The 23540-nt window shown below is 40.7% G+C and carries 21 protein-coding genes and 3 tRNA genes; 20 read left to right on the top strand and 4 right to left on the bottom strand.

The genetic code is table 11. From position 1 onward, the window contains the following. The first annotated feature begins 22 nt into the window (after nt 1-22). The gene (locus tag P6N53_RS10330) at nt 23-1693 is read left to right on the top strand and encodes a ribonuclease J (RefSeq protein ID WP_304542849.1); all 1671 of its coding nucleotides are present in this window, start codon (nt 23-25) and stop codon (nt 1691-1693) included. 107 nt (nt 1694-1800) lie between these two features. Here the strand turns inward: P6N53_RS10330 and P6N53_RS10325 are convergent, their stop codons facing one another. Continuing rightward, complete coding sequence (locus P6N53_RS10325) at nt 1801-3594, bottom strand: MutS family DNA mismatch repair protein (RefSeq protein WP_304542809.1); 1794 nt, start codon at nt 3592-3594, stop codon at nt 1801-1803. A gap of 214 nt (nt 3595-3808) precedes the next feature. On the opposite strand from P6N53_RS10325, the gene P6N53_RS10320 reads away from it, so the two are divergent. The 16 genes from P6N53_RS10320 (at nt 3809) to P6N53_RS10245 (ending at nt 18908) form a co-directional block, all read left to right on the top strand. Then, nucleotides 3809-3952 (top strand): hypothetical protein, encoded by a 144-nt coding sequence (locus P6N53_RS10320; RefSeq protein WP_304542807.1) that lies wholly within the window; start codon nt 3809-3811, stop codon nt 3950-3952. Nucleotides 3953-4049: 97 nt separating this feature from the next. Next, a tRNA-Lys gene (locus tag P6N53_RS10315) sits at nt 4050-4125 on the top strand. A gap of 11 nt (nt 4126-4136) precedes the next feature. Beyond that, nucleotides 4137-4227, top strand: a tRNA-Ser gene (locus P6N53_RS10310). Between the two features lie 32 nt (nt 4228-4259). Continuing rightward, nucleotides 4260-4346: transfer RNA gene (locus P6N53_RS10305), tRNA-Leu, on the top strand. A 152-nt stretch (nt 4347-4498) separates the two neighbouring features. Next, the gene (locus P6N53_RS10300; protein ID WP_304542805.1) at nt 4499-5563 is read left to right on the top strand and encodes an ATP-binding protein; all 1065 of its coding nucleotides are present in this window, start codon (nt 4499-4501) and stop codon (nt 5561-5563) included. 117 nt (nt 5564-5680) lie between these two features. Continuing rightward, complete coding sequence (locus tag P6N53_RS10295) at nt 5681-6766, top strand: iron-containing alcohol dehydrogenase family protein (RefSeq protein WP_304542803.1); 1086 nt, start codon at nt 5681-5683, stop codon at nt 6764-6766. A gap of 20 nt (nt 6767-6786) precedes the next feature. After that, nucleotides 6787-7902: a histidinol-phosphate transaminase gene (gene hisC, locus P6N53_RS10290; protein WP_304542801.1), complete on the top strand. Its 1116-nt coding sequence runs from the start codon at nt 6787-6789 to the stop codon at nt 7900-7902. A gap of 131 nt (nt 7903-8033) precedes the next feature. After that, complete coding sequence (locus P6N53_RS10285) at nt 8034-9053, top strand: ABC transporter substrate-binding protein (protein WP_304542799.1); 1020 nt, start codon at nt 8034-8036, stop codon at nt 9051-9053. Between the two features lie 70 nt (nt 9054-9123). Continuing rightward, nucleotides 9124-9909, top strand: a complete 786-nt coding sequence (locus tag P6N53_RS10280; RefSeq protein WP_304542797.1) for an ABC transporter permease — start codon at nt 9124-9126, stop codon at nt 9907-9909. A gap of 2 nt (nt 9910-9911) precedes the next feature. Further along, on the top strand, nt 9912-10730 hold the full coding sequence (locus P6N53_RS10275) for an ABC transporter ATP-binding protein (protein ID WP_304542795.1): 819 nt from the start codon (nt 9912-9914) through the stop codon (nt 10728-10730). A gap of 107 nt (nt 10731-10837) precedes the next feature. Beyond that, nucleotides 10838-11407, top strand: a complete 570-nt coding sequence (locus P6N53_RS10270; protein ID WP_304542792.1) for a glycerol-3-phosphate responsive antiterminator — start codon at nt 10838-10840, stop codon at nt 11405-11407. Between the two features lie 433 nt (nt 11408-11840). Beyond that, nucleotides 11841-13340, top strand: a complete 1500-nt coding sequence (gene glpK, locus P6N53_RS10265) for a glycerol kinase GlpK (protein WP_304542790.1) — start codon at nt 11841-11843, stop codon at nt 13338-13340. A 112-nt stretch (nt 13341-13452) separates the two neighbouring features. After that, nucleotides 13453-15057, top strand: coding sequence for an anaerobic glycerol-3-phosphate dehydrogenase subunit GlpA (glpA, locus tag P6N53_RS10260; RefSeq protein WP_304542788.1), 1605 nt, complete (start codon nt 13453-13455; stop codon nt 15055-15057). After that, a complete protein-coding gene (glpB, locus tag P6N53_RS10255; RefSeq protein ID WP_304542786.1) occupies nt 15054-16319 on the top strand; it encodes an anaerobic glycerol-3-phosphate dehydrogenase subunit GlpB in 1266 nt (421 codons plus the stop codon). Before glpA ends, glpB begins: the two co-directional genes overlap by 4 nt. Next, a complete protein-coding gene (locus P6N53_RS10250) occupies nt 16316-17515 on the top strand; it encodes an anaerobic glycerol-3-phosphate dehydrogenase subunit C (RefSeq protein WP_304542784.1) in 1200 nt (399 codons plus the stop codon). The genes glpB and P6N53_RS10250 overlap by 4 nt, the downstream gene beginning before the upstream one ends. A 370-nt stretch (nt 17516-17885) precedes the next feature. After that, nucleotides 17886-18908 (top strand): stalk domain-containing protein, encoded by a 1023-nt coding sequence (locus P6N53_RS10245; protein ID WP_304542782.1) that lies wholly within the window; start codon nt 17886-17888, stop codon nt 18906-18908. 75 nt (nt 18909-18983) lie between these two features. Here the strand turns inward: P6N53_RS10245 and P6N53_RS10240 are convergent, their stop codons facing one another. Further along, nucleotides 18984-19400 (bottom strand): chromate resistance protein ChrB domain-containing protein, encoded by a 417-nt coding sequence (locus P6N53_RS10240; RefSeq protein WP_304542780.1) that lies wholly within the window; start codon nt 19398-19400, stop codon nt 18984-18986. 2 nt (nt 19401-19402) lie between these two features. Beyond that, complete coding sequence (locus tag P6N53_RS10235) at nt 19403-19852, bottom strand: Chromate resistance protein ChrB (RefSeq protein ID WP_304542778.1); 450 nt, start codon at nt 19850-19852, stop codon at nt 19403-19405. A gap of 210 nt (nt 19853-20062) precedes the next feature. Here P6N53_RS10235 and P6N53_RS10230 point away from each other — a divergent pair, with 210 nt between their 5' ends. The 3 genes from P6N53_RS10230 to P6N53_RS10220 all read left to right on the top strand — a co-directional run bounded on the left by P6N53_RS10230 (nt 20063) and on the right by P6N53_RS10220 (nt 22662). After that, complete coding sequence (locus P6N53_RS10230; protein WP_304542776.1) at nt 20063-20806, top strand: HDIG domain-containing metalloprotein; 744 nt, start codon at nt 20063-20065, stop codon at nt 20804-20806. Continuing rightward, a complete protein-coding gene (locus tag P6N53_RS10225) occupies nt 20791-22011 on the top strand; it encodes an MFS transporter (protein WP_304542774.1) in 1221 nt (406 codons plus the stop codon). Before P6N53_RS10230 ends, P6N53_RS10225 begins: the two co-directional genes overlap by 16 nt. A gap of 93 nt (nt 22012-22104) precedes the next feature. Continuing rightward, complete coding sequence (locus P6N53_RS10220) at nt 22105-22662, top strand: HPP family protein (RefSeq protein ID WP_304542772.1); 558 nt, start codon at nt 22105-22107, stop codon at nt 22660-22662. A 96-nt stretch (nt 22663-22758) separates the two neighbouring features. Here P6N53_RS10220 and P6N53_RS10215 read toward each other — a convergent pair whose 3' ends face one another. Beyond that, on the bottom strand, nt 22759-23505 hold the full coding sequence (locus tag P6N53_RS10215; RefSeq protein ID WP_304542770.1) for a stalk domain-containing protein: 747 nt from the start codon (nt 23503-23505) through the stop codon (nt 22759-22761). Nucleotides 23506-23540: the final 35 nt, after the last annotated feature.

Here is a 23540-nt window from a genome sequence, read left to right as displayed (position 1 = left end):
TAATATTGGGAGGTGACCACTAATAAAAAAGTCGGCATTATCAATAATCCCACTGGGTGGGCTGGGTGAAATCGGCAAAAATATGACAGCGATTAAGTACCAAGACCAAATCCTTGTCATCGACTGCGGGCTAGCCTTTCCGGAAGAAGATATGATGGGTATTGATTTAGTTCTGCCAGATTATGCCTATCTTGTAGAAAATCGTGAAAAGCTGTTGGCTGTAGTACTGACACATGGTCATGAAGACCATATTGGAGGGCTCCCCTATTTTCTTAGACAAATAAATGTTCCTATTTATGGTTCTAGACTTGCTTTAGGGTTAGTAGAGCGTAAATTAAAGGAACATGGTATGGATAGACAGGCTGCCTTAAATTCTGTAAATCCAAGGGACATTATAGAAATAGGTTCCTTTAAGGTAGAATTTATAAGGGTTTCTCACAGCATTCCGGATGCTATGGCCCTGGCAATTCATACTCCGGTGGGGACACTGGTACATACAGGGGACTTTAAGATAGATCATACTCCTATAGATGGAGACGTTCTAGATTTGCATAGATTCGCCTCCCTGGGTGAACAGGGAGTTCTGGTACTACTTTCTGACAGCACCAATGTGGAAAAGGAAGGATACACTTTTTCTGAACGATTGGTGGGTAACTCCTTTGACGAATATTTCAGGGAGGCCAGTGATAGGATCATCATCGCCACCTTCGCCTCGAATATACATCGTTTGCAGCAGGCCATCATTACAGCCCATAAGTACGGACGTCAAGTTGCAGTGGCTGGGCGAAGCATGGTCAATGTAATAACAGTTGCCTCAGAATTAGGCTACCTCAACATTCCTGAAGGTACATTAATAAGCCTTGATGAAGTGGATAAGCTACCCAGCAACAAAGTGCTGGTCCTTACTACAGGAAGCCAGGGAGAGCCTATGTCCGCCTTGACTAGAATGGCCTATGGAGAGCATCGTCAATTCGGCGTATTGCCAGGAGACACGGTAATTATTTCAGCAATGCCTATCCCGGGTAATGAGAAAACAGTTTCTCGCATTATCAACCAGTTATTTAAGCTGGGGGCCAATGTAATATATGAAGGTGATTCTGAGGTGCACGTTTCTGGTCACCCTAGTCGTGAGGAACTTAAGCTGATGTTAAATCTAATTCGTCCCCAATACTTTATCCCGGTACATGGAGAATACCGTATGCTAATGAAGCATGCCCAACTTGCCCAGGAATTAGGCATACCCCAGGAGAATATTTTTGTTGGGGAAATAGGACAAGTCTTTGAGCTAACAAAGGAAAAGGGTAGGATTTCTGGAAGAGTACCTGCGGGCAGAGTTCTGGTTGATGGGTTAGGAGTTGGCGATGTTGGTAATATTGTCTTACGGGATCGCCGGGAAATGGCTCAAGAAGGAATTTTAATTGTGGTTATTACCCTAGATAAGGAAACCCATCAAGTATTGGCGGGACCAGATATTATCTCCCGAGGTTTTATATACGTCCGAGAATCAGAAGCGCTAATAGAGGAAACTAAGGTAAAAGTCACAAGTGCACTGCAAAGATGTACCCATCAAGGAAAATGTGGGTGGACATATATCAAGGCTGCCATAAAGTCCGAGCTAAGTAAATTTTTATTTGAAAGGACCAGGAGAAGGCCGATGATTCTGCCAATTATTATGGAGATTGAAAAAAAATAAAGCTAGCAATGTAGGACCTAGCTGGTCCTATAATAAAGGGGAATGCCTCATCTCATTTAGGGCATTCCCCTTTACAGTTTACATAATAGTATTATTGGTTAACCATGTTAGATTTTTATTCCTATCATCTCCATTAAAGCAATGGCGTTGGTGGTGGTGGATACACCCTCCTTTAAACGGTAATCAAAGGTTATTTCATTGTTTACAAACTGATCTGTAAAGTGATAATTTTTGATATGGTTAGGATAATCTTCCTCTAATTTACTTATCTCCAGGTCATGAGTGGTTACAAAGCCAATGGTAGAAAGGAGGTAAAGATTTTTTATAACTGTTTTAGCACCAAATATTCGATCCAGTGAGTTAGTTCCCCTAAATACTTCATCCAGCATAAAAATAAGGGGGGCGCCTTCCTGGGCCGAGTCAATTATTTTTTTAATCCTCTTTAATTCTGCATAGAAGACAGAAGTATTTTGCTCAAGATTGTCTTCAACCTTAATGCTGGTATAAATCCTCATTAGTGAGCATTTCATATTTTGGGCACATACGGGTGCTCCGGCATAGGCCAATACCAGGTTAATACCCACTGTCCTTAAAAGAGTACTTTTGCCGGACATATTAGAACCTGTTATGATATGTACCGTACCAGGGGTTGGTAGAGATACATCATTGCAGACCCTAGATTGACCATTAATAAGGGGATGTCCAAGGTTTTTGGCAGAAAAGTATGGAGAGCCCTTGATTACCTCTGGGTAGATCCAATCTTGATTATCATGGGCCAACAAGGCTAAACTATTGAGTGCCTCAAATTGTCCGATGACCCGGAACCAGTTCTCTAAGTAAATTCCCGATTGTATTTTCCACTTATCCAGCCTCCACACAATATAGAAATCACAGAAGGTAAGGGCATTAATAAAGAGATAGACCACTGAGTAGCGAAGATTTATCAACTCACCTATCTTCGAAAGGTTTTCAATTTGTTTGGATGCAGTCTGCTTACCTCTGAATAATTTCTTTTGCCCGTCCTTTAATAGTCTAGCTTGATAATTTTCCGATTCTATATAGTTTAATAGTATTCTATATCTTTCCAACTCTGTGGCGGCATTTTCTGTATCTCGAAATACTAAGGAAGTAAACTTCAAACTGGCGGTGGCAAGTATAACCTGGGTAGTTAAAAATATCAAAGGAATATATGTGGGCACTATCCTTAGGGCCATTAATAGAATCAACAATGCGGTGGTGACAGGCAGGAGCCATACTAGATAGATATATTTCCTTTCCTCAAGCAGGGGCTGTTCCCTGGACCATTTTAGTAATCCACGGATATTGTTGTTTTTCTTCTCACTACCCATTCCCGAGGCTTGGAATTGTTGCCTCCAATCTAGACGAGGTGCCAGCTCCTCTATAGCTTGCTGCCTTAAGCCTATTTCCTGGTAGTCAGGCTGATGGCTTAATGAGTTTGCTAAGGCTTCTTCACCCATAAAAAATGTAGTGGAATTGATATATTGATATAGGGACCCCTGTCCAAAAATATTTAGGTCCCCGGAGTAAGGATGATCCGGATTCATGAACTCCTTACCTGATTTGTCAAAACTGGTCCATTTTCCCTCTAATCTAAGCAGAGAAATTTTATTTATTTGGATCAGATTCTGTAGAAATTGGATTCTTTTTTTAATCCTGTTATGCTGGATAACCAAGTAAACAAACAGAACAAGGGCAGGCAATATATAAATCGGGAAAAGAGTGATTTCTTTAAGATAGCCAAAAATTAAGAAACCTATAGAAAGGATAGCTATTAGTCCTCTTTGCAAGGCAAGGATATTATCCTTTTTCTTTAATTCAATATATTCCCCCTCATACTTTTTCTTGCGAACCAGATATTCTTTTTTAATATCTTCTGTCATCGAATACTCCTCAATTAATAGTTATTTTTTATCATTATATCCTCAAACATAGTATTAAAACTATATACCATTATACAGGTTTAAACATGCTAGTGAAATTGAACTTAAAGGGGCCAGATATTTTTGTTATTAATGCTGAAGGGATAAATCATTGAATAGAGAAACCTTACATTATAATTAGTTTATACCTGGTAGGAAAGAGAGGTTAGTAAAAGTGGAATCAACATGGTTGCTATTTGGCCTTGGAGCAGCAGTGCTTTATTTTGGTTTTAAAATTGTCACAGGAATTATCAAGAAGCTTTTATTTTTGGCCATAATAGGAGCAGGGATATGGGCCTTTATGCAGTACATAAATTAGTGGTTCAATAAAAAACAATATTAGGATGATTAAGATACATTTAACACTTGAATTTATCCTATCTTAATGTTAAGATAGCAATTGTCGCCTCTATAATGATCCATTAGCTCAGTTGGTAGAGCACCTGACTTTTAATCAGGGTGTCCCGCGTTCGAGTCGCGGATGGATCACCATTTTATCAGATGGAGTGGTACTCAAGTGGCTGAAGAGGACGGTTTGCTAAACCGTTAGTGGTCGCAAGGCCAGCGAGGGTTCAAATCCCTCCCACTCCGCCATATAAGAGGTAAAATTTATAAAATAAATATATGCGGTCGTGGCGGAATTGGCAGACGCGCTAGATTCAGGTTCTAGTGCTCGCAAGGGCATGGAGGTTCAAGTCCTCTCGACCGCACCAATTTTTAAACCAAGGGTTATTAATCCTTGGTTTTTTTTCATTCCATTTGTAGTAAAAAAGTTAAGATGAAATTTAAAAAATATTAGTGATTTTTGAAGGATATTCAGAAGGAGAATATAATATATAAACAAAACAAATTAGGATGGTACAAAATGGATACCTGCAGCTTTGTTAAAGTTTTAAGGGAAGAAAAAAGATCATTAATGGAAGAGAGCAGAAGAATTTTTTCTCATTTTGATTTTCTGCCTATACTAGTCCATTTGATGGATCAAGATTATTCAATTATTTATGCAAACCAATTTCTATGTGACAACTATGGAATGGATGTGATAGGAAAAAAGTGTTATGAAATCTTTGAGAATAATACAAAACCTTGTGATGTTTGTTACACTTATTCGGTTATAAAAACAAAAAAGACCTATCGCTGGGAATGGGATTGTGTGAAAACTAATAAAACCTATGATTTATATGCTTTTCCCTACTCAGATTATGATGGTAAAACCATGGTTTTGGAGATGGGTTTTGATATTACTGAACGCAAGCAAATTGAGAGGGAAATGGGGCGTCTCGACAGGCTGAATCTAATAGGGGAGATGGCAGCGGGGCTCGGCCATGAAATTCGCAACCCCATGACCACGGTTCGTGGCCTATTACAGCTTCTAAGTGAAAAGGAAGAATGTAACAAATACCAGGAGTATTACGGTATTATGATTGAAGAGTTGGATCGAGCAAATACCATTATTAGTGAGTTTTTATCTCTGGCTAAAAATAAACCGACTCCGAAAAACGAAGTCAATTTAAATAAAATTATTACTTCTCTACACCCGCTGCTACAAGCGGAAGCCATTGAGTATGATAAAACTGTCAAACTTGAATTGGGAGAATTAAACAGCCTGTATTTAAATAATAATGAGATAAGACAGATGATTCTTAACCTGGTGAAAAACGGCTTAGAGGCTATGCCGGTAAATGGCCTGCTAACCATAAAGACATATGAGACAGAAGACAAGATATTTTTAACTGTTCAAGACCAAGGAACGGGAATTGACGCTAATATTATAAATAATTTAGGGACACCCTTTATTACAACAAAGGACAATGGCACCGGGTTGGGTCTTGCTATTTGCTATAGTATTGCGGCCAGGCATAATGCTACAATTTCTGTGGACAGCTCCAGTATGGGGACTACCTTTTATGTAGAGTTTAATAAAAAATAACTGAGACACCCGATAGGGTGTTTATCTATTTATTAGACTATTTCAATAAAGGAAATTGTAACCAGATGTCGAATGAAGATACAAGCTTTGAAGATTGTAATTACAGGGGGTTTTATTTTGTATCGACAACCAGGACCAGCGCTTTATGTTAGAGAACCAGGAGCATTAGCAAAGCTTCCCCAGGTATGTTCAAAACTAGCTAAGAATCCCTTAGTAGTTGGGGGAGAAAAAGCATTACAAGCAGCTTCTGAAAAAATTAATAATTCCTTCATGTCAGCCCAGCAGTCAGTACCAGACTCCATATTATACGGAGGAGAATGCTGCGAAAGTAATATTCAGAGGGTAGTCCAGGCAGCCCAATCTACAGAAGCCGATATGTTAATTGCCGTGGGTGGGGGTAAGGTGCTGGATACGGTAAAAATAGCAGCCTTTCGTTTGAATATTCCCCTAGTCACAGTGCCTACCATTGCATCAAACTGTGCACCATGGACACCACTTTCGATTCTATATGATAACAATGGCAAGTTTCTTGAAATGTGCTTTGAGGCAGCCATGCCGGAGGCTATTTTTGTGGACCCGGAGATTGTTGCCGAAGCACCGGTTCGATACTTGATTGCAGGGATGGGGGATACCCTTTCTAAATGGTACGAGACGGAGATCTCCACTCAAAACAAATTTGGCAGCGCTGTTATCGGGCTAGCCAAGGCGAGTGCTCATCTTTGCTATCAGACCATCATCGAAACAGGTCAACAGGCCATTGAGGCAGTTAATCAGCAGCTTGTAAAGCCAGAACTGGAAGAAGTAATTGATGCCATTATCCTGCTCAGCGGTACTGTAAGTTGTATGGGGGGGGACGACTGCCGCACGGCTGCTGCCCACGCCATTTATTCCGGATTAACCGGGGTCCATGATATTCATGAAAAAAGCCTCCATGGTGAAATGGTGGCCTTTGGGATTCTTGTACAACTAGTGCTGGACAATAAAGAGCAGGAAGCCATCAAGCTAGCAAAACACTATAGAAATCTTTTTCTGCCCTGCAACTTGGCAGAATTGGGTCTCCTTAACTGTACAGAAGGTGATCTGACAACAATCATTGAGGGAACCTTGGCAACTGACGATATAAAAAATATGCCCTATGAAGTTACGGCTGTTATGTTGAAAGAGGCAATTATATCAGCAGACCTGCTGGGACAGAAAATATAAGTGAAGGGGAACATTAAGGTATGTCCTTAAATAAGTTAGAGTGTGCAAGACCAGGTGTCGATAAACTACAGTGTTTTTCACGGGAATGCCCAGACCTTCCGGTGGCTGATATAAAAAAACAGCTTGGTGTTGAGCTGGTCATAAAGCTTTCCTTTAATGAAAGTCCCTATGGTTCTTCGCCAAGGGTTCAGGAGGCTTTGCAGGAAGCAATAGGTGCACTGCAATTATATCCGGCCTCCTACGCCGATGGGCTATGCTCTGCCATTGCTGAGGATTTCCGGCTATCAACCAATCAGGTTTTAATAGGGAATGGGGCAGACGAAGTAATTAATCTGGTAGTTCAGGCTTTTGTGGCACCAGAACAGGAAGTAATTGTACCCTTTCCTACCTTTGGGGCCTATGGGGCAGCAACCCACATGGTGGGTGGAGAGGTGGTAAAAATACCTCTGGCTGGTTGGATATTGGATCTAGAGGCCATGAAAGCTGCAATTACTGATAAAACAAAAATGATCTTTATATGTAACCCAAATAACCCAACCTCAACCTTACTGCCCTTTAATCAATTAGCTGAATTTTTAGCAGCTATTCCTGAGCATATTATCGTGGTGGTAGATGAGGCCTACAATGAATATACCGATAATCCTGAGGAAAGCAGCCTAATTAGGCTCATTAACAGCCATGCCAATCTGTTGGTTATAAGAACATTTTCAAAGATTTATGGCTTGGCAGCCCTTCGCATTGGTTATCTTTTGGGAAATGAAGGGTTGATTCAGATAACCCAGAGGGTCAGGCCGCCCTTTAATGTTAATCTCCTGGGACAGGTTGCAGCATTAGCTGCTTGGCGGGATCAAGAACACGTAATTACTGCAAAACAGCAAAACACCCTGCAAAGGGAGCTGGTTATTAACAGCCTGAGAAAAATGGGCTTGGCCTGTGCTGATTCACAAACTAATTTCCTTTTGGTGGACATAGGAACAGATGCCCGTCCTTTATTTGAGTTCCTTCTTGAAAAAGGGATCGTGGTGAGACCAGGCTTCCATTTCGGCTTACCACAGTGTCTTCGTATAAGCCTGGGAACCTCTGAGGAGAATCAACTACTATTGTCAGAAATTGAAACATTTATTAATAATAAATAAAATGAAATATTATACAATAATCCTTATAAATTGTGAAATATTAGCAGGATAACCAAAATATTTAGCGAATGTTTTGTGCTAGTGCTTTAATTAGTTAAAAAGAAGAACTAATAATCAGGGGGAGTGTTAAAGTGTTAGTGGGGAGAAACAAGAAATTATTGGCATTGTTGATGGTACTGACAATGCTGGCCAGCGTCCTGGCAGGCTGTGGTGGTTCCAAGGAAGCAGATGAAAGTAAGGGAAGCGAACAGGCTGCTGACATACCAATGGAGAAAGTTCGTATTACCCTATGTACATGGGCTGGTTACGGACCCCTCTTCTTAGCAAGGGATAAAGGCTTCTTCGCAGAAGAAGGTGTTGAGGTAGAAATTTCTATCGTAGAAGGCTTGGCTGAGCGTAAGGCGGCCTTAAAGGGTAATAAGGTTGATGCCATGGCCACAACCCTGGATATCGAATCCACCGTTCAGGCTGAGGGCATTCCCATGAAGGTTGTATGGGCCCTTGATACATCCTACGGTGCCGACGGAATTCTAGCTAAACAGGATATTAAAACCCTGGAGGATCTCAAGGGTCGTTCAGTGGCTTTAGATGTAGGAACAACCAGTCACTTCTTCTTATTGAGCTGCCTGCAAAAGGTGGGTCTTTCGGACAAGGATATTACTATTACCCCCATGGGCTCCTCCGGTGATGCTGGTCAGGCCTTCGTTGCGGGTAAAATTGACGCTGCAGTTACCTGGGAACCCTGGCTTGGCCGTGGGGTAAAAGAGGGTAATGGTCATCTGCTAGTTGACTCTAAAGATGCACCTGGTCTCATAGTTGATGCAGTTGCTTTCCGTCAAGACTTTGCAGAAAGTCATCCCAGGGAAGTACAGGCAGTTGTAAATGCCTTAGCCAAGGCTATGGATTACTTTGCCGCCAATGAAGAGGATGCCACTAATGTTATGGCTAAGGGCATGAACATGGAGCCCCAGGGCTTCCTAGATGGGATCAAGCTATACAACCTAGAAGACAACAAGAAGCTGTACCAGGGTGAACTGCAAAACACCCTATCCAGTGCAGCTGAGTTTTACTATAATATGAAGGTTATCGAAAACCAAATTGACACCAAGGATATGGCGGATGTTAGCTATATAGAAAAGGTTGGTAAGTAATTATTAAACTTCTTAAGCGGCGCAACCGGATTTTGGTTGCGCTGCTATTGTCATCATTGGGGGAATTATAATGCCATTATATAGTACAAATATCACTACTAGGCAATACACTGCTTTAGGGCTAAGCCATTTTATACTGCTATTAATTTTCTGGTCCTTATTAACCTACACAGGTCTTGTTTCATCCATGTTTTTGCCAACTCCTGATAAGGTGTTATCTACTGGTTGGGAGCTGATTACTAACGGTGTGCTTCTGGAAAACACACTTATCAGCACTTACAGGGTTGCCGCAGGCTTTATTATTTCAGCCCTGATTGCTATTCCCCTCGGCATGCTGATGGGGACATTACGTCCGGTAGAAGGTTTTTTTGAACCTATGTTTGGTTTCATCAGATATTTACCCGCTTCTGCTTTCATTCCCCTGTTTATCCTATGGCTGGGTTTAGGTGAGTCTGAAAAAATCATGGTTATCTTTTTTGGCACCTTTTTTCAACAAACCTTAATGATTATGAATGTTGCTAAGGATGTATCCAAGGATTTGGTGGAGGTTAGTTATACTCTAGGGGCTAAGGGAATAAAGGTGTTTACCAAAGTGATTTTTCCTGCAGCTTTGCCAGGTATTGTAGATACACTGCGGATTACTTTTGGCTGGGCCTGGACCTATTTGGTTGTAGCGGAGATTGTTGGAGCTAATTCGGGGCTGGGTTATGCAATTATGATGGCGGCCAGATACGGTCAAATTGGCAAGATATTTGTTTTCATTGTTACCATTGGACTATTAGGTTTAATTACAGATCTATTATTTAAATGGTTATATAAAGTGTTGTTTCCCTGGCAGAGGGGAGGAGTGGCGTAATAATGAAACAGATAAAATTAAGCATAGAGGAAGTATGTAAAGTTTTTAATGGAAGCCAAGGTACTGTGGAGGCCTTGCAAAGTACCAGCTTCAAGGTTTCACCCGGTGAATTCGTCACCATCCTTGGTCCATCGGGTTGCGGAAAATCTACTATTTTAAGGGTTGTGGCGGGACTGGTTAACCCGTCATCGGGTGAGGTCTTGATGGATGGCCAAAAAATAATCGGACCTGGTCCGGACAGGGGTATGGTATTTCAGTCCTACACCCTATTTCCCTGGCTTACGGTTCAGGAAAACATAGAATTTGGTTTAAATTTAAGTGGAGTACCTGCCAAGCAAAAGAAAGACACTGCCAGGCAGTATCTTCAGCTTATTGGGTTGACAGGCTTTGAAAATAACTATCCTGTAAATCTCTCCGGTGGAATGAAACAAAGGGTTGCCATTGCCAGGGCTTTGGCCAATAATCCTGAGGTGCTTTTGATGGATGAACCCTTTGGGGCCCTTGACGCCCAGACCAGGACAATAATGCAAGAGCTTCTACTCAAAGTATGGGAGGCTACTAAAAAGACAATACTTTTTGTTACCCATGATGTGGAGGAAGCCATATTCCTTGGAGACAATATTTACATAATGACTGCCAGACCAGGTAAGATAAAAGAAGTGATATCTGTAGACATACCACGTCCGAGAAGCTATGAGGTTAAAGAACTGCCAGAGTTCCTGGCTATTAAACACAGGGTATTACAATTAATTCGAGAAGAAAGCATTAAAGCTGCGGAGGTTAGCGATATATTAGGCTTGCCTGTCGTAGCCGGACATTAATTATCGCCACAAAAAACGGCCTAATTACTTTTGTAAGAGGGCCGTTATTATTTTGCGCCATTAGAAGGAATAATTAATAGCAAGAAATGAAAGCTTAGGGGGAAGTTATGGAATTTCTTACGAAGGTAATGGCGGGAAGGAAGATAGGTGCGGCCATTAGAAGGGTGGAAGACATTCAGGAGGCCATTGGACACCGAAACATCAATTCAATATTTCTTTTAGGTGGTGATATCAACTACCTCCCTACTATAATAAAGAGAGTAACTGCTGCCAAAAAAGTATTGCTCGCACATATTGATCTTGTAGAAGGCATTGGAAAAGACCGGGCCGGCTTACATCTCCTTAAAAGAATGGGCTTACAGGGTGTAGTTACAACGAAGTCCAATTTAGCTAAGGCAGCTAAGGAAGAGGAGCTAATAGTAGTACAAAGATTATTCATCGTTGATTCTGAATCCATAAAAACAGCTATCCGGGTAGCAGACAATATTAAGCCCCATGCTGTAGAAGTATTGCCTGCCACCATACCTGAGTATGTTATAAGGGATATGAAAAAATCCCTGGGATTACCAGTATTGGGCGGGGGTTTATTAAAAACCGAGTCAGATGTTCAGGAAGCCTTAGAAAAAGGTATAGATGCCATTACAACCAGTCTCAGACACCTTTGGAATATTATTTAATAAACATAATAATTAAAAAATTATTGCAGTAATGATTAAAACAGTGTAAAATTTAAATACATAGTATCCAGTATACAAATAATTTTAAGAATTGACCTGCAAATAACTTGATATTTGATGGAGTAATGGAGACAAACCCCCTGTAGACATATAGAAATATATATGTTTATAGTGGGTTTTTTGCATTTAGGTCTTGCTTTGTTAAACAAGACATTTTTTATTCTATTAGGCGAAGGTTATATAAAATAACATATATAACCTCTAGAAATGACATTTAATAATGTTTAAAATGTACTAAGTATCAGAGCATAAAAGTTATCTGACAAATCAATAACTTATTAAATAACTAAATGACTAAAAAGGAGGATAATATTTTTCTCCAGTAAGGGTTTCCAGGATTACTTGACTTATTATAGAAAAGGAGAGTGTCTTCATGGAAAAAAAATACGTATTAGCATTGGATCAGGGTACAACCAGTTGCCGGGCCATTTTGTTTGATAAGAACAGCAACATTATGGGTGTTGCACAAAAGGAATTTACCCAAATTTACCCTAAGGCCGGTTGGGTAGAGCATAATGCAGATGAAATCTGGAGCACCCAATATGGTGTAGTTGCCGAGTTGGTAGCAAAAACCGGCATTGACCCCCAGGAGATCGCTTCTATTGGTATAACCAACCAGCGTGAGACAACTGTTGTATGGGATAAAAATACCGGCAAACCTGTTTACAACGCCATTGTTTGGCAATGCCGCCGTACTGCCAGTATCTGTGATGAATTAAAAGCAAAGGGTCTGGAAGAAGTGTTTCGCACAAAAACAGGTTTAGTAGTTGATGCTTACTTCTCAGGTACTAAAGTTAAGTGGATTTTAGACAATGTTGAGGGTGCCCGTGAGAAGGCTGAAAAAGGGGAACTTCTTTTTGGTACTATGGATACCTGGTTAATTTGGAAACTAACCGGCGGAAAAGTTCATGTGACAGATTATTCAAATGCTTCCCGAACCCTGATGTATAATATCCGTGAATTACGCTGGGATGAAGAATTACTTGAGGCCTTAGGCGTACCTGCCAGTATGCTGCCTGAAGTAAAGGCTTCCAGCGAAGTCTATGGTGAAACTGCACCGGAGCAATTTTTAGGACACTCTGTTGCCATTGCAGGTGTAGCAGGTGACCAGCAGGCAGCACTTTTTGGACAAGCATGCTATAAGCCTGGAATGGCCAAGAACACTTATGGCACCGGCTGCTTTATGCTCATGAATACAGGTGATGAGCTATATGATTCTAAGAATGGGCTATTAACCACCATTGCCTGGGGTATTGACGGTAAAGTTGAGTATGCCCTGGAAGGAAGTATCTTTATAGCCGGAGCGGCAATTCAGTGGTTAAGGGACGGTCTAAAGTTATTAGAGGAAGCACCTGACTCCGAGTATTTTGCCAGCAAAGTTGAAGATACCGACGGTGTATACCTGGTGCCCGCCTTTGCCGGACTGGGTGCTCCCTATTGGGATATGAGAGCCAGAGGTGCCATTGTAGGTCTAACCCGTGGAACCACTAAAGAGCATATCATTAGAGCTGCCTTAGATTCCTTAGCATATCAAACCAAAGATGTATTAGGTGCTATGGAAGCTGATTCAGGTATTAAATTACAAGCTCTGAAAGTAGATGGTGGTGCTGTGGCTAATAATCTGTTGATGCAATTCCAGGCTGATGTATTAGGAGTTCCCGTTGACAGACCTCAAGTAATTGAGACCACTGCCCTTGGGGCAGCCTATCTGGCCGGTCTTGCAGTAGGTTTCTGGAACAGCAAAGAGGAATTAGCCGAGCGTTGGAAATTAGACCGCAGATTTGAGAACCATATGGATGAGGTTAAGAGAGAGAAGCTTTACACCGGCTGGAAGAAGGCTGTTAAGCGCAGCATGGATTGGGAAACCGAGTAAGAATTTGATAGAAGGCTTGAGATAAAGGAGAAGCCACACAGTAGTATAGGGAGAACCCTCTATTGTGTGGCTTTTTTCTCTTATATATTGCTGATGAATCGGAGGTAATGCTATGTTGACGGATAAGGCTCAGGTAGTGGTAATAGGCGGGGGAGCTACCGGGACAGGTATTTTGCGAGACCTGGCCTTAAGGGGCATATCCGGCATATTAGTTGAGCAGGGAGATTTGGCCCACGGTACCAGTTCACGCTTTCATGGATTACTCCACAGTGGGGGACGTTATGCAGTTAAGGATAAGGATGCCGCAAGGGAATGCATTGAAGAAAACCTGATCCTACGCCGGATAGCGCCTAACTGCATCGAACTGACAGGTGGTATATTCATCCAATTACCGGAAGATGATCCTGAATACACCAAAAGGTGGATAAGCTCCTGTGCTGAAGCTGGAATTGACTGCGAAGAAACGGATGTACAGCAGCTAATCAAAGTCAACCCGGTACTTTCCCCGGATATAATCAGGGCTTTTAAAGTCCCGGATGCTGCCGTTGATGGATTTAGGATTCTCTGGGGCAATGTTAATTCAGCCCGCCGCTACGGGGCTAAGGTATTAACTTACCACCAGCTAAGTGCCATTCATCAAGGGGGAGGCAGGGTAACGGGGGTTGAGGTTACTAATCTATTGTCCGGAGACAAAATTAATATTGAATGTCAAATGATCATTAACGCAGCCGGTGCCTGGGCCAAGGAAGTTGCTGCCTTAGCTGGCCTAGAAGTTAATGTGATTAAAGATAAGGGAACTTTGGTAGCCTATAATCATAGGCTGACAAATACCATCGTAAATCGTTTAAGAACACCGGGAGATGGGGATATCTTTGTTCCCCATGGTACCATTACCATTTTTGGTACTACTTCCGTTACAGTAGATGATCCTAATTGCACCAAGCCTGGACACGGGGAAGTTCGTGAATTAATTGAGTTAGGGAAGCAAATGATGCCAGGACTTGATGATTATAGATTAATTCGGGCCTTTGCCGGTGTACGTCCACTTTATCAAGAAGGGAATATTGGTGGAGGAAGGTCGGTAACCAGGAATTTTGCCCTGCTGGATCACCAAAAAAGGGACGGTTTAGCCGGAATGGTTAGTATTGTAGGGGGCAAATTTACTACCTTCAGATTAATGGCTGAAAAAACAGTTGATATGGTAGCCAGTCACATAGGCATTGCTGCGCCATGCCGTACCGCCGAGGAACCACTAATAACCCCGGTGGATGAGCAGCTCTTAGAAAGAGGCGTGAAGGTCTTTGGTATTCCTGGGGCCAAGAAGGCGGCGGATAGACTAGGTGATAGTTTTGTGGAAGTAGTAGAGATGGCCGAGAAGGAGCCGGAAAAACAACGGATCTTTTGTGAATGTGAAGTGGTTAGTTTAGCAGAAATTAACCACGCTGCCCAAAATGGTGATAGCTTTACCCTAGGAGATATACGCCGTAAAACAAGAATGGGCATGGGTACTTGCCAGGGTACCTTTTGCAGTTATCGAACCCTGGGAGCGTTGCGTGAATATAAACAATTTAACGGCAATCACAAATTATATTTGACAAAGTTTTTACAAAAGCGCTGGAAGGGTATGAGACCGGTTTTGTGGGGGCAGCAATTACGTGAGGCACAGTTGTCAACGGGAATCTACAGCTCACTATTTGCCATGGAGAGAATGAAATGAAAAAGAATACTGACGTGCTGATAATAGGTGCTGGTCTGTCTGGATTAATTGCTGCAGCTAAAGCTGCGGCTTATAATAAAAAGGTTTTATTAGTGGCTAAAGGTATGGGGGCCATAGGTCTGTCTTCCGGCTGTATTGATCTGTGGGGTTACAGAACTGATAATCCGGAACAGGTTTGCCCAAACCCCATAGAGGAAATAGACACCATGCTGGAGGTAAATCAGGCTCACCCCTATTCACTGGTAATAGATGAATTAGGTGAGAGTGTATCCTTTTTTCAAAAAATATGTGCAGAGAACAACAATCCTTACTTTGATAACCAAGGAGGCAATTGGCTCCTTCCAACTGCCCTAGGAACATTACGTCCGACCTATCTAGCCCCGGCCAGTATGGCATTAGGTAATCTGCATAATGTTAAAAGAATCTTAGTTGTTGGTTTTGAGGAGCTAAAGGATTTTTATCCCGACGTGCTCGTAGATAATCTAAAAAATACGGGAGAGCTGAGCAGTGATTGCCGGCTAGATACAGCTTTAATCAAAGCCGGTGGGGGGGAGCTAAGTTCTAATAATTTGGCTCACCTTTTGGAAAAAACAGAAATACAAAGTTCAATAATAAATCAGCTAATCTCACATATTACTGCAGACACTATAATTCTATTCCCGCCGGTATTAGGCGAGAGGTGGGATTCTAAGGCAGTAGATAACATTTCTAATGGTCTGGGTTGTCCTATCTACGAAGTGGCTAATATTCCACCTGCACTTCCAGGACAACGATTGCAACAAATGTTATTGCATCATATTAAAAGACAAGGCGTGGAAGTAATCCTGGGATGTACCGTAACAGATGCTTATATTAAAGATAAAAAATGCTTAGAAATCTTAGCTATCGGTTCTGGAAAGCAAATCAATATAAAGGCTAAAAATATTGTCCTGGCAACTGGATCTTTTCTAGGCGGAGGTTTAGCCTCAAAGTTAGGGGAGGTTTGGGAGAGTATATTTAAGTTGCCAGTGGATACATGTGAAGGTAAATGGTCAACCCAGGAATTCTTAGCCATGGAGGGCCAGCCCTTTAATAAGTTTGGTATTAGGGTAAATGATTCCCTGCATCCAATAGATAACCAAGGGCAGGTATTGGTGGAAAATCTATTGGTAACAGGTGCTAACCTATCTGGAAGCAATTTTGCGATAGAAAAATGCGGCAACGGAGTAGCTTTGGCCACTGGTTATAAGGCCGGTAAACTTGTTGGGGAGGTGGGACAATGAGCCAGGAACATAGACTTGCCCTAGATAACTGCATCAAATGTTCAATTTGTGTGTCCCACTGCCCGGTGGCCAGGGTTACAGATAAGTTTTCCGGTCCTAAACAAAATGGTCCTGATTTAGAACGCTTTAGACTGGAGGAACCGGCGGCAGTACATGAATCAGTGGGCTATTGCAGCAATTGTAAAACTTGCGATGTGGCCTGTCCCTCAGGTGTAAGTATTTCGGCCATGAACTGTAAGGCAAAGGGGGAGTACGTTGCTCTAAATGGCGCCCCCCTTAGAGACAAAATATTAGGCCGGGTGGAACTGATGGGTATGGCTTCCCGTCTTGCACCACCATTAGTTAACTATTTCGGCAGTATTAAATTTCTCCGCAGCATAGGCGAGAAGCTTATGGGTGTCAGTGCAGAGATGACCCTACCCAAATATGCCGGCAAAACCTTTTATCAGTTACAGAGAAAAAGAAAACAATATGTTTCTGACCAAAAGATTGTATATTATCCAGGCTGTTATGTAAATTACAATACCCCCGAGGTAGGTCTGGCATTAATAGATGTGATGGAGCAAAATGGTATTCAGGTTATCAATGATAAGTTTAGCTGCTGTGGCCTGCCTTTGATTTCTAACGGGCTATTAAAGGATGCTGAGGCTATTGCTAAGAAAAATATACAAAAGCTACAAGGCTATATTGATCAAGGCTATAAGATAATTACCTCTTGCCCCAGCTGTAATCTAACCCTTAGACGGGAATATCAAGAGTTATTTAACCTTAATGCCGAGGAACTAAATGATGAAATATTAGATGTCTTTGAATATTTACAGCTTTTAAAGCAAGAGGGTAAGCTAAAGGATAAATTTGCAAGGGTAGAAAAAAATTATGGATACCACCAGCCCTGTCACTTAAAGGCTGCCGGACTTGGTATTCCTTCAATGGATATAATGCAACTGATCCCAGGACTTACTGTCCAGGAACTGGATGCTGGATGCTGTGGCCTTTCAGGCAGCTATGGTTTTAAAAAAGAAAAATACCCCATAAGTAAGGAAATAGGGCAAAATATTGTTCGTTCAGTTAAGGATAATAATATAGGCAGAGTATTAAGTGAGTGCGGTATGTGTCAATTGCAGGTTAAACATCTAACTGGCTTGGAAGTATACCATCCGTTACAAGTTCTTGCTGAAGCTTACAGTGTTTATTAAACTCCTAGGTGAAAACCTGGGAGTTTATTCTTTATAACCAATTTGCAATTGTGGATATAGAATTAATTATAAAGTTTAATATTGTACCTGATAAATAAATTATTATAGGCCATGTTTTAAAAAGTATTAAACTAAGGACTGCAATTATAAGCAAACCCTTTAGAAAGCTGGCAAATTTTTTAATTTTAGAACGGAACAAAAAAAAGAGAATTACAGCTAATACAATAAAAATGAGGGACAAGTAGGCAACACCTCTCAAGACTTTTAAGAAAGTACATATAACTTCTATTTTTTTAAAAATATACCTTTTAGTTATTAGTAAAAGGCAGTATATTATTTTAAGATGAATAAGTGTTGGAGGGATATAACCATGAAGAAACTAGCATTAGTCCTTTGTTTATTTATTTCAACAGTCTTTTTCCCTGGGACAAGCTTTGCCGATTCACCGATTACATCGACGGATTTTTTTAAGGCATATCTTAATGTAGACATTGTAAGCAGGGCTGCAGATATTAAGATTGTTGACACAGAAATTGCCACATATCTTGCTTCGCCCGACCATCCCATTGACACAAAGGCTGCAGTCATTAATGCTATTGGGTGGGATGCCAATGCTAAGAATAATGCCGATAGATACGCCAATATTGTTTATGGTAAATCTGTCAATGAGCTTAATCTGGAGACATTAAGTGGTGAAGAACTTTTTAATATTGGTTACTTAATGGCCATGGATAATTATTTTGATACAGCTAAGGCCTCAGACTTGCTCCAAAGGGCAAAGGCAAAGTTAAGTAACAGCTTTACGGTATCAATTGTCGCTGCAATTGTAGCTTCTCAACAACTAATTAGTCAACACGGTCAATGGCCTGATATATGGGAACCAGCAGGAATTGTTTTCAATAACCAAAGGCTTCAGAGGGACCTTCGACCAGAGGCGGGGAGAATAATCTTTGATTACATGAGCCTTTATAGCGAAGAACCGGTGCTAAACCCTTATCTGGATAAAAATAAAATAGTACTACGTATTGGCAGCCCTGTGATTGTGGTCAACGAAAAAACTTATCAATTAGATACGGGATCACAAATAACCCCGGAACTGACAGCTAACAGAGCCTTTCTGCCAATAAGTCCATTAATTAAAATGCTGGGTGGGATCATAAGTTGGGACGGAACTGAACAAAAGGTGACCATTGTGCTTGATTCCCAGCAAATTGAACTATGGATCGGTGAAAAAACCGCCCTTGTAAATGGTGAAAATATCGAGCTAGATAGCGAACCCTACATCTCTAACATGAAGACAATGCTACCCTTGAGATTTATTATTGAGAATTTGGGATTCGAAGTTGACTGGAAGGGTGAGAAGGGTGAAATTATCATAACGGCTAATAGATAATAAAAAAGCCAACAGATCATAGATAAGCTAAGATCTGTTGGCTTCTTTATACGACAATGAGTATATCCGTTCCATTTAGGAATCTTCTCTAAGCTGTTTATACAATGCATCCATAATGATATAGCCGGTTTCTAAAGTTTTATAATCATTATTAAGTACCTTCCCTAAGCCTCGGAAGATTACCTCCAAGCCTGCTGCTTCAGGGGGAGGAAGTAAATCAGATACTGCATCGACAGCATCAATAATACTACAAATATGGTTTAGTACGGGATCATTTAATTCATATTCTTTTAAAACTGTACAGAAGGTACAATGACCACGTTTATGACTTAGGGTAACCCCGGGAATATCAAAGGGTATACCATCTATACCTTTAACATTGGCTCCCTTTTTAATAAACATAAATTCAGCGTTAGGGTCAATAAATCTTATGATCAGCCAGGCACTTGAAATCCGGTCAACCCCAATATTTTCCCATGTAATCCACCTCAAAATTATTCATCCTTTCCTGACAATTCAGAAGCCTTCTTTTCTAATAAACCTTTTACCTCAATCCACAAAGGTGATCGCAGGTAGTCCTGGGATTTTATCTGATGAAATAATGTCCAAAGTTTTTGCAGTTGTTTTATATTAATTGCATTTTCAACCTTATCCATAATCTCCTTATATTGTTTATTAACCTGTGTGAGGAAATATTCTTTAACCTGATCCTCCTGGCTATAATCAAGGGCTATTGTTTCCCAGAGGGTGGCATCCCCGCCCATTTCTTTAATTTCCTCCGCTAACCATTCAAAATTCTCCAAGGTACGTTCTGAGTAGGGGAGGATGCAGACGGAGTCTTGCAGTGGATAGACAGCCAGTTTTTTTAGTTTTCTCCAGATAGCCACCTTTTTTGCTGTAGTCTTGGCTTTTGGTAATTTATATACTAGCAGGACCCATTTCATAATTATCAACCTTTTGTTATATAATGAAACTATAGTTACATAATATAAAATTCTAAGGGCTTCTGTCAATAAGCTTTATTTTAAATAAATACTACAAAATATTATTTAAATAATTATTAATTGAAGTAATTCCCAATTGACAAAAGACAATACCTAAAATAAAATGTAACCAAGGTTACATTAAAAACTAAATTAAGGAGAGTGGTTAATATGCCTCCCTATAAGAATCATTTATTAACTAGTATAAAAAGAACAGGTAAAGATTTTCAAAGTATGCATAACTGGTTGGATAATGATCCAGATAAGCAGCTTAAGGCAGAACGTCATAGCTTAGATCGGGTGCCTGAGAATATATCCTATGTTAGGGAGTCCTGGGGAGAGGAAGCAGTAAGTGAATTTCTACTTCATATAGTCGAGGATTTGGTCATGAAAGATATCGAGGTTTTAATAAATGCTGGATGCCCCAAGGATGCCATTGAGCATAGTGTGGAGGTAGCCAGAAAAGCTTTAGAAATATCCAGTCGCACCAAGATCGATATTGATAGAAAACTTATTGTCTTAGGAGCAATTTACCACGACCTAGGGAAAGCTAAAACCTACGGATTAGAACATGGAGAAATAGGAGCACAAATGGCACAGGAACTTGGTTTAGGAGATGGTATTATCAATGTTATTCTTAAGCACATTAGGGGCGGATTAACAGATAGAGAGGCAGTGGAATTAGGTTTACCTGTTCGTGACTATACCCTTAAGACCCCTGAAGAGAAGATAATAATCTATGCAGATAGAATGGTAGACATATATACCGAGGATTTGGTTGAAGTAGATGAAAAGGGCGCAGAAGAAAATTTTGAAGATATTTTAAATCATTTTATTAAATATGGAAAAAATGAAATTACCACCAAGCGCTATCTTAAGCTTCACCAAGAAATTCACCAGTGGATGAACAAGTAAGGATAATGAATGGGCAGAAAAGCCAAAAAGTATTCTGGGCTTTGGGCTTGTGCGGTATGGCTGCAATTTTCAGCTCAACTCTTTCAAAAATACCGGTTTTACCTCTCTATGCGTTACATTTGGGGGCCAATGAAGCTCAGGTGGGCTGGATCGCTGCGGCTTCAACTGTACCAGGTATATTTTTAAGTTTTTATGCTGGAGTTGTCTCTGATAGGTACGGCTGGAAAAGGTTGCTCATGTTGGCACTCTTAGTATTTGCCACTGCACCTCCGCTTTACTTGGTGGTAAATGATTCACTACAACTGGCAGTGGTTCGTTTTTATCATGGAATTGCAACAGCTATTTTGGGGCCTGTGGCAATGGCCGCAATAGTGTCAAATAGTAGCCATCGAAAAGGCGAATTGTTATCTTTATATTCCTCCCTTACGATGATAGGTAGGGCAACGGCACCTTTTGTAGGCGGGTTCATCTTGACCTTTTGGGGATTCCATGGTGTTTTTCTAATTTGTGCCTTATCTGGTTTTGCTGCCCTCGTAGTAGGAGTAAGTATCAAGCTTAAAATAGAAAACTTGACTGTTCCTAAAAACTCGCAGAACTTAAAGGAAAACAAAAAGTTGTCTAATTTAAGAGAAATATTTTTTCACCGCCCATTGGTAATGGTGGGTATGTTGGAAACTGTTGTTTTTTTCTCCTTTGGAGCCTTTGAAGTAATTTTCCCCATCTATGCCAAGGGACTTGGTATAACAGTAGGGTTGATAGGTGTAATTATGGGTCTGCAATTGGCAGGCATTATTATCTTCAAGCCAGTTTTTGGCAGACTCTCGGATAGGATAGGTAGAATGCCTATAATATTAGCAGGTCTTATGCTTTGTTCCCTAGCTGTGGGTGGGTTGTTTTTTTGTAAAAATATTTTATTTATTGGCATTATGAACGTTGGCTTTGGATTAGGTTTTGCTTTGGTTACCTCCAGCACCCGTCCATTGGCCGCAGATATAGCCCGAAAAGGGGAGGTTGGAGCTTCTTTAGGTATCATTAGTACCCTAATGGATCTTGGGCAGGTGGCAGGTCCTCCAGTGGTGGGAATGGTGGCAGCTTTTTATGGTTATCAAGCTGGGTTCCTTTTAATGGCTGCAATATTAGCTGGTACAGCTACCATATATGTATTCATTTTAGCTAGGCTTAAGTTAAATTCCCCTTCGCTGTAACGGAGAAGGGGAATTTTTTATTTCTAGTGTGATATAGCTAACATCCATTTTTCAACTACTGTATTAAACTAGGTCTAGGAGGTGCCTATTAATATGGAAAAGGCAAAAAATACCTCAACCCAGCAGTATTTGAACATTATATCCGAGTATTTTTGTAAAATGAGGGGCGGAAATTGCCCGGTCTTTCAACAAGTAAGCTATAAAAGCCATATAATAACTGCCCTGGGGAGCTTTTTAGGTATAGGGTTGATTTCTTTACTAAACCTTTATTATGACATTCCCTTGTTGGTACCATCCCTTGGGGCGACAGCTGTACTCTTATATGCAGCTTGTCACGTGCCTATGGCCCAGCCTAGAAATGTAATAGGCGGTCATTTGGTGTCGGCTGCAGCCGGGGTGTTAGTTTACCAACTTATAGGTAGTCAGTGGTGGACCATTGCCCTTGGAGTCAGCTTAGCTATTTTTATAATGAACCTTACCCATACCTTACATCCTCCAGGTGGGGCTACTGCCTTTGTGGCTGTTTATACGGGTCAGGATTTTTCATATATCCTTGCTCCGGTGGGATTAGGGGCCTTTATGTTAGTTCTTATTGCTGTACTGGTAAACAATTGTTCTTCCCAAATAAAATATCCTGATTTCTGGTATTAGTTAAAATTTGAATCGCCTGTCCCCATGGAAATACAGAGTGGAATTATTCCCAGCAGCAAAATAGCAAGCTAAGTAGTTGCTTAGCTTGCCAATAGGTTAGCGGTAATCCTCATCGTAATAAGCTACTTCAAGGGAGTCATCACCGTATTTATAAAATTTAACCAGAATATCAGAGCTATCAGTGTCGGTTATTCTACCTATTATTTCGGTATCCTCTGATAATTCATATTGAATATCACTAACTAAATCATCAAGCCAATCTTCAATATCTCCGTCCCTAAGGGATTCCCACTCATAGTCGTAATAGCCCAGATCAACATCCATATATACATAAAGCTCATTTTTATCCCCATCAAGACTAATATCCTCAATACCAACGTCTTGTAAATAATCGTAATCGTATATTAGATCATTCTCTAGATCCTCTATCCTATTTTGGATATTATCCTCATCTTCAAGGGAACTTATTTTGTCTATTAAATCCTCTATCTCGCTTTCTTTTTGTGACAGCTGAAGTTTGAGATTATCAATTTCAATTTGCTTTTGATCTAGCTCATCCAATGAGGTGGATAGGGAATTTATCATAACAATTTTTTCTGTAGCAAGCCATTCCACACTAAGATTTAACGCCTCTGCCACCAGTCTGATAGGAACAAAGGTTCTGCCGTTATAAACTAATGGTTCTTCGTCTGGTTGCACAGTTATAACACTGCCGTCTACTAAAAGTTGAATGTCCTGATAATTAACATCGATTGCTTTGCTGATTGTTGCTGCATTTGCACTGGCAGAAATGAATAAAAAAAGTGACATTGATAAAAGCAGGGTAACAAATATTCTTTTCATCATATAGCCTCCAATATTATAATAAAGATAAATTT

The organism is Desulforamulus aquiferis (assembly GCF_030577015.1).
GTDB lineage: Bacteria > Bacillota > Desulfotomaculia > Desulfotomaculales > Desulfotomaculaceae > Desulfotomaculum > Desulfotomaculum aquiferis.
The sequence above is the reverse complement of the archived record's forward strand: the minus strand, read 5'-3'. Positions and strand labels throughout refer to the sequence as shown.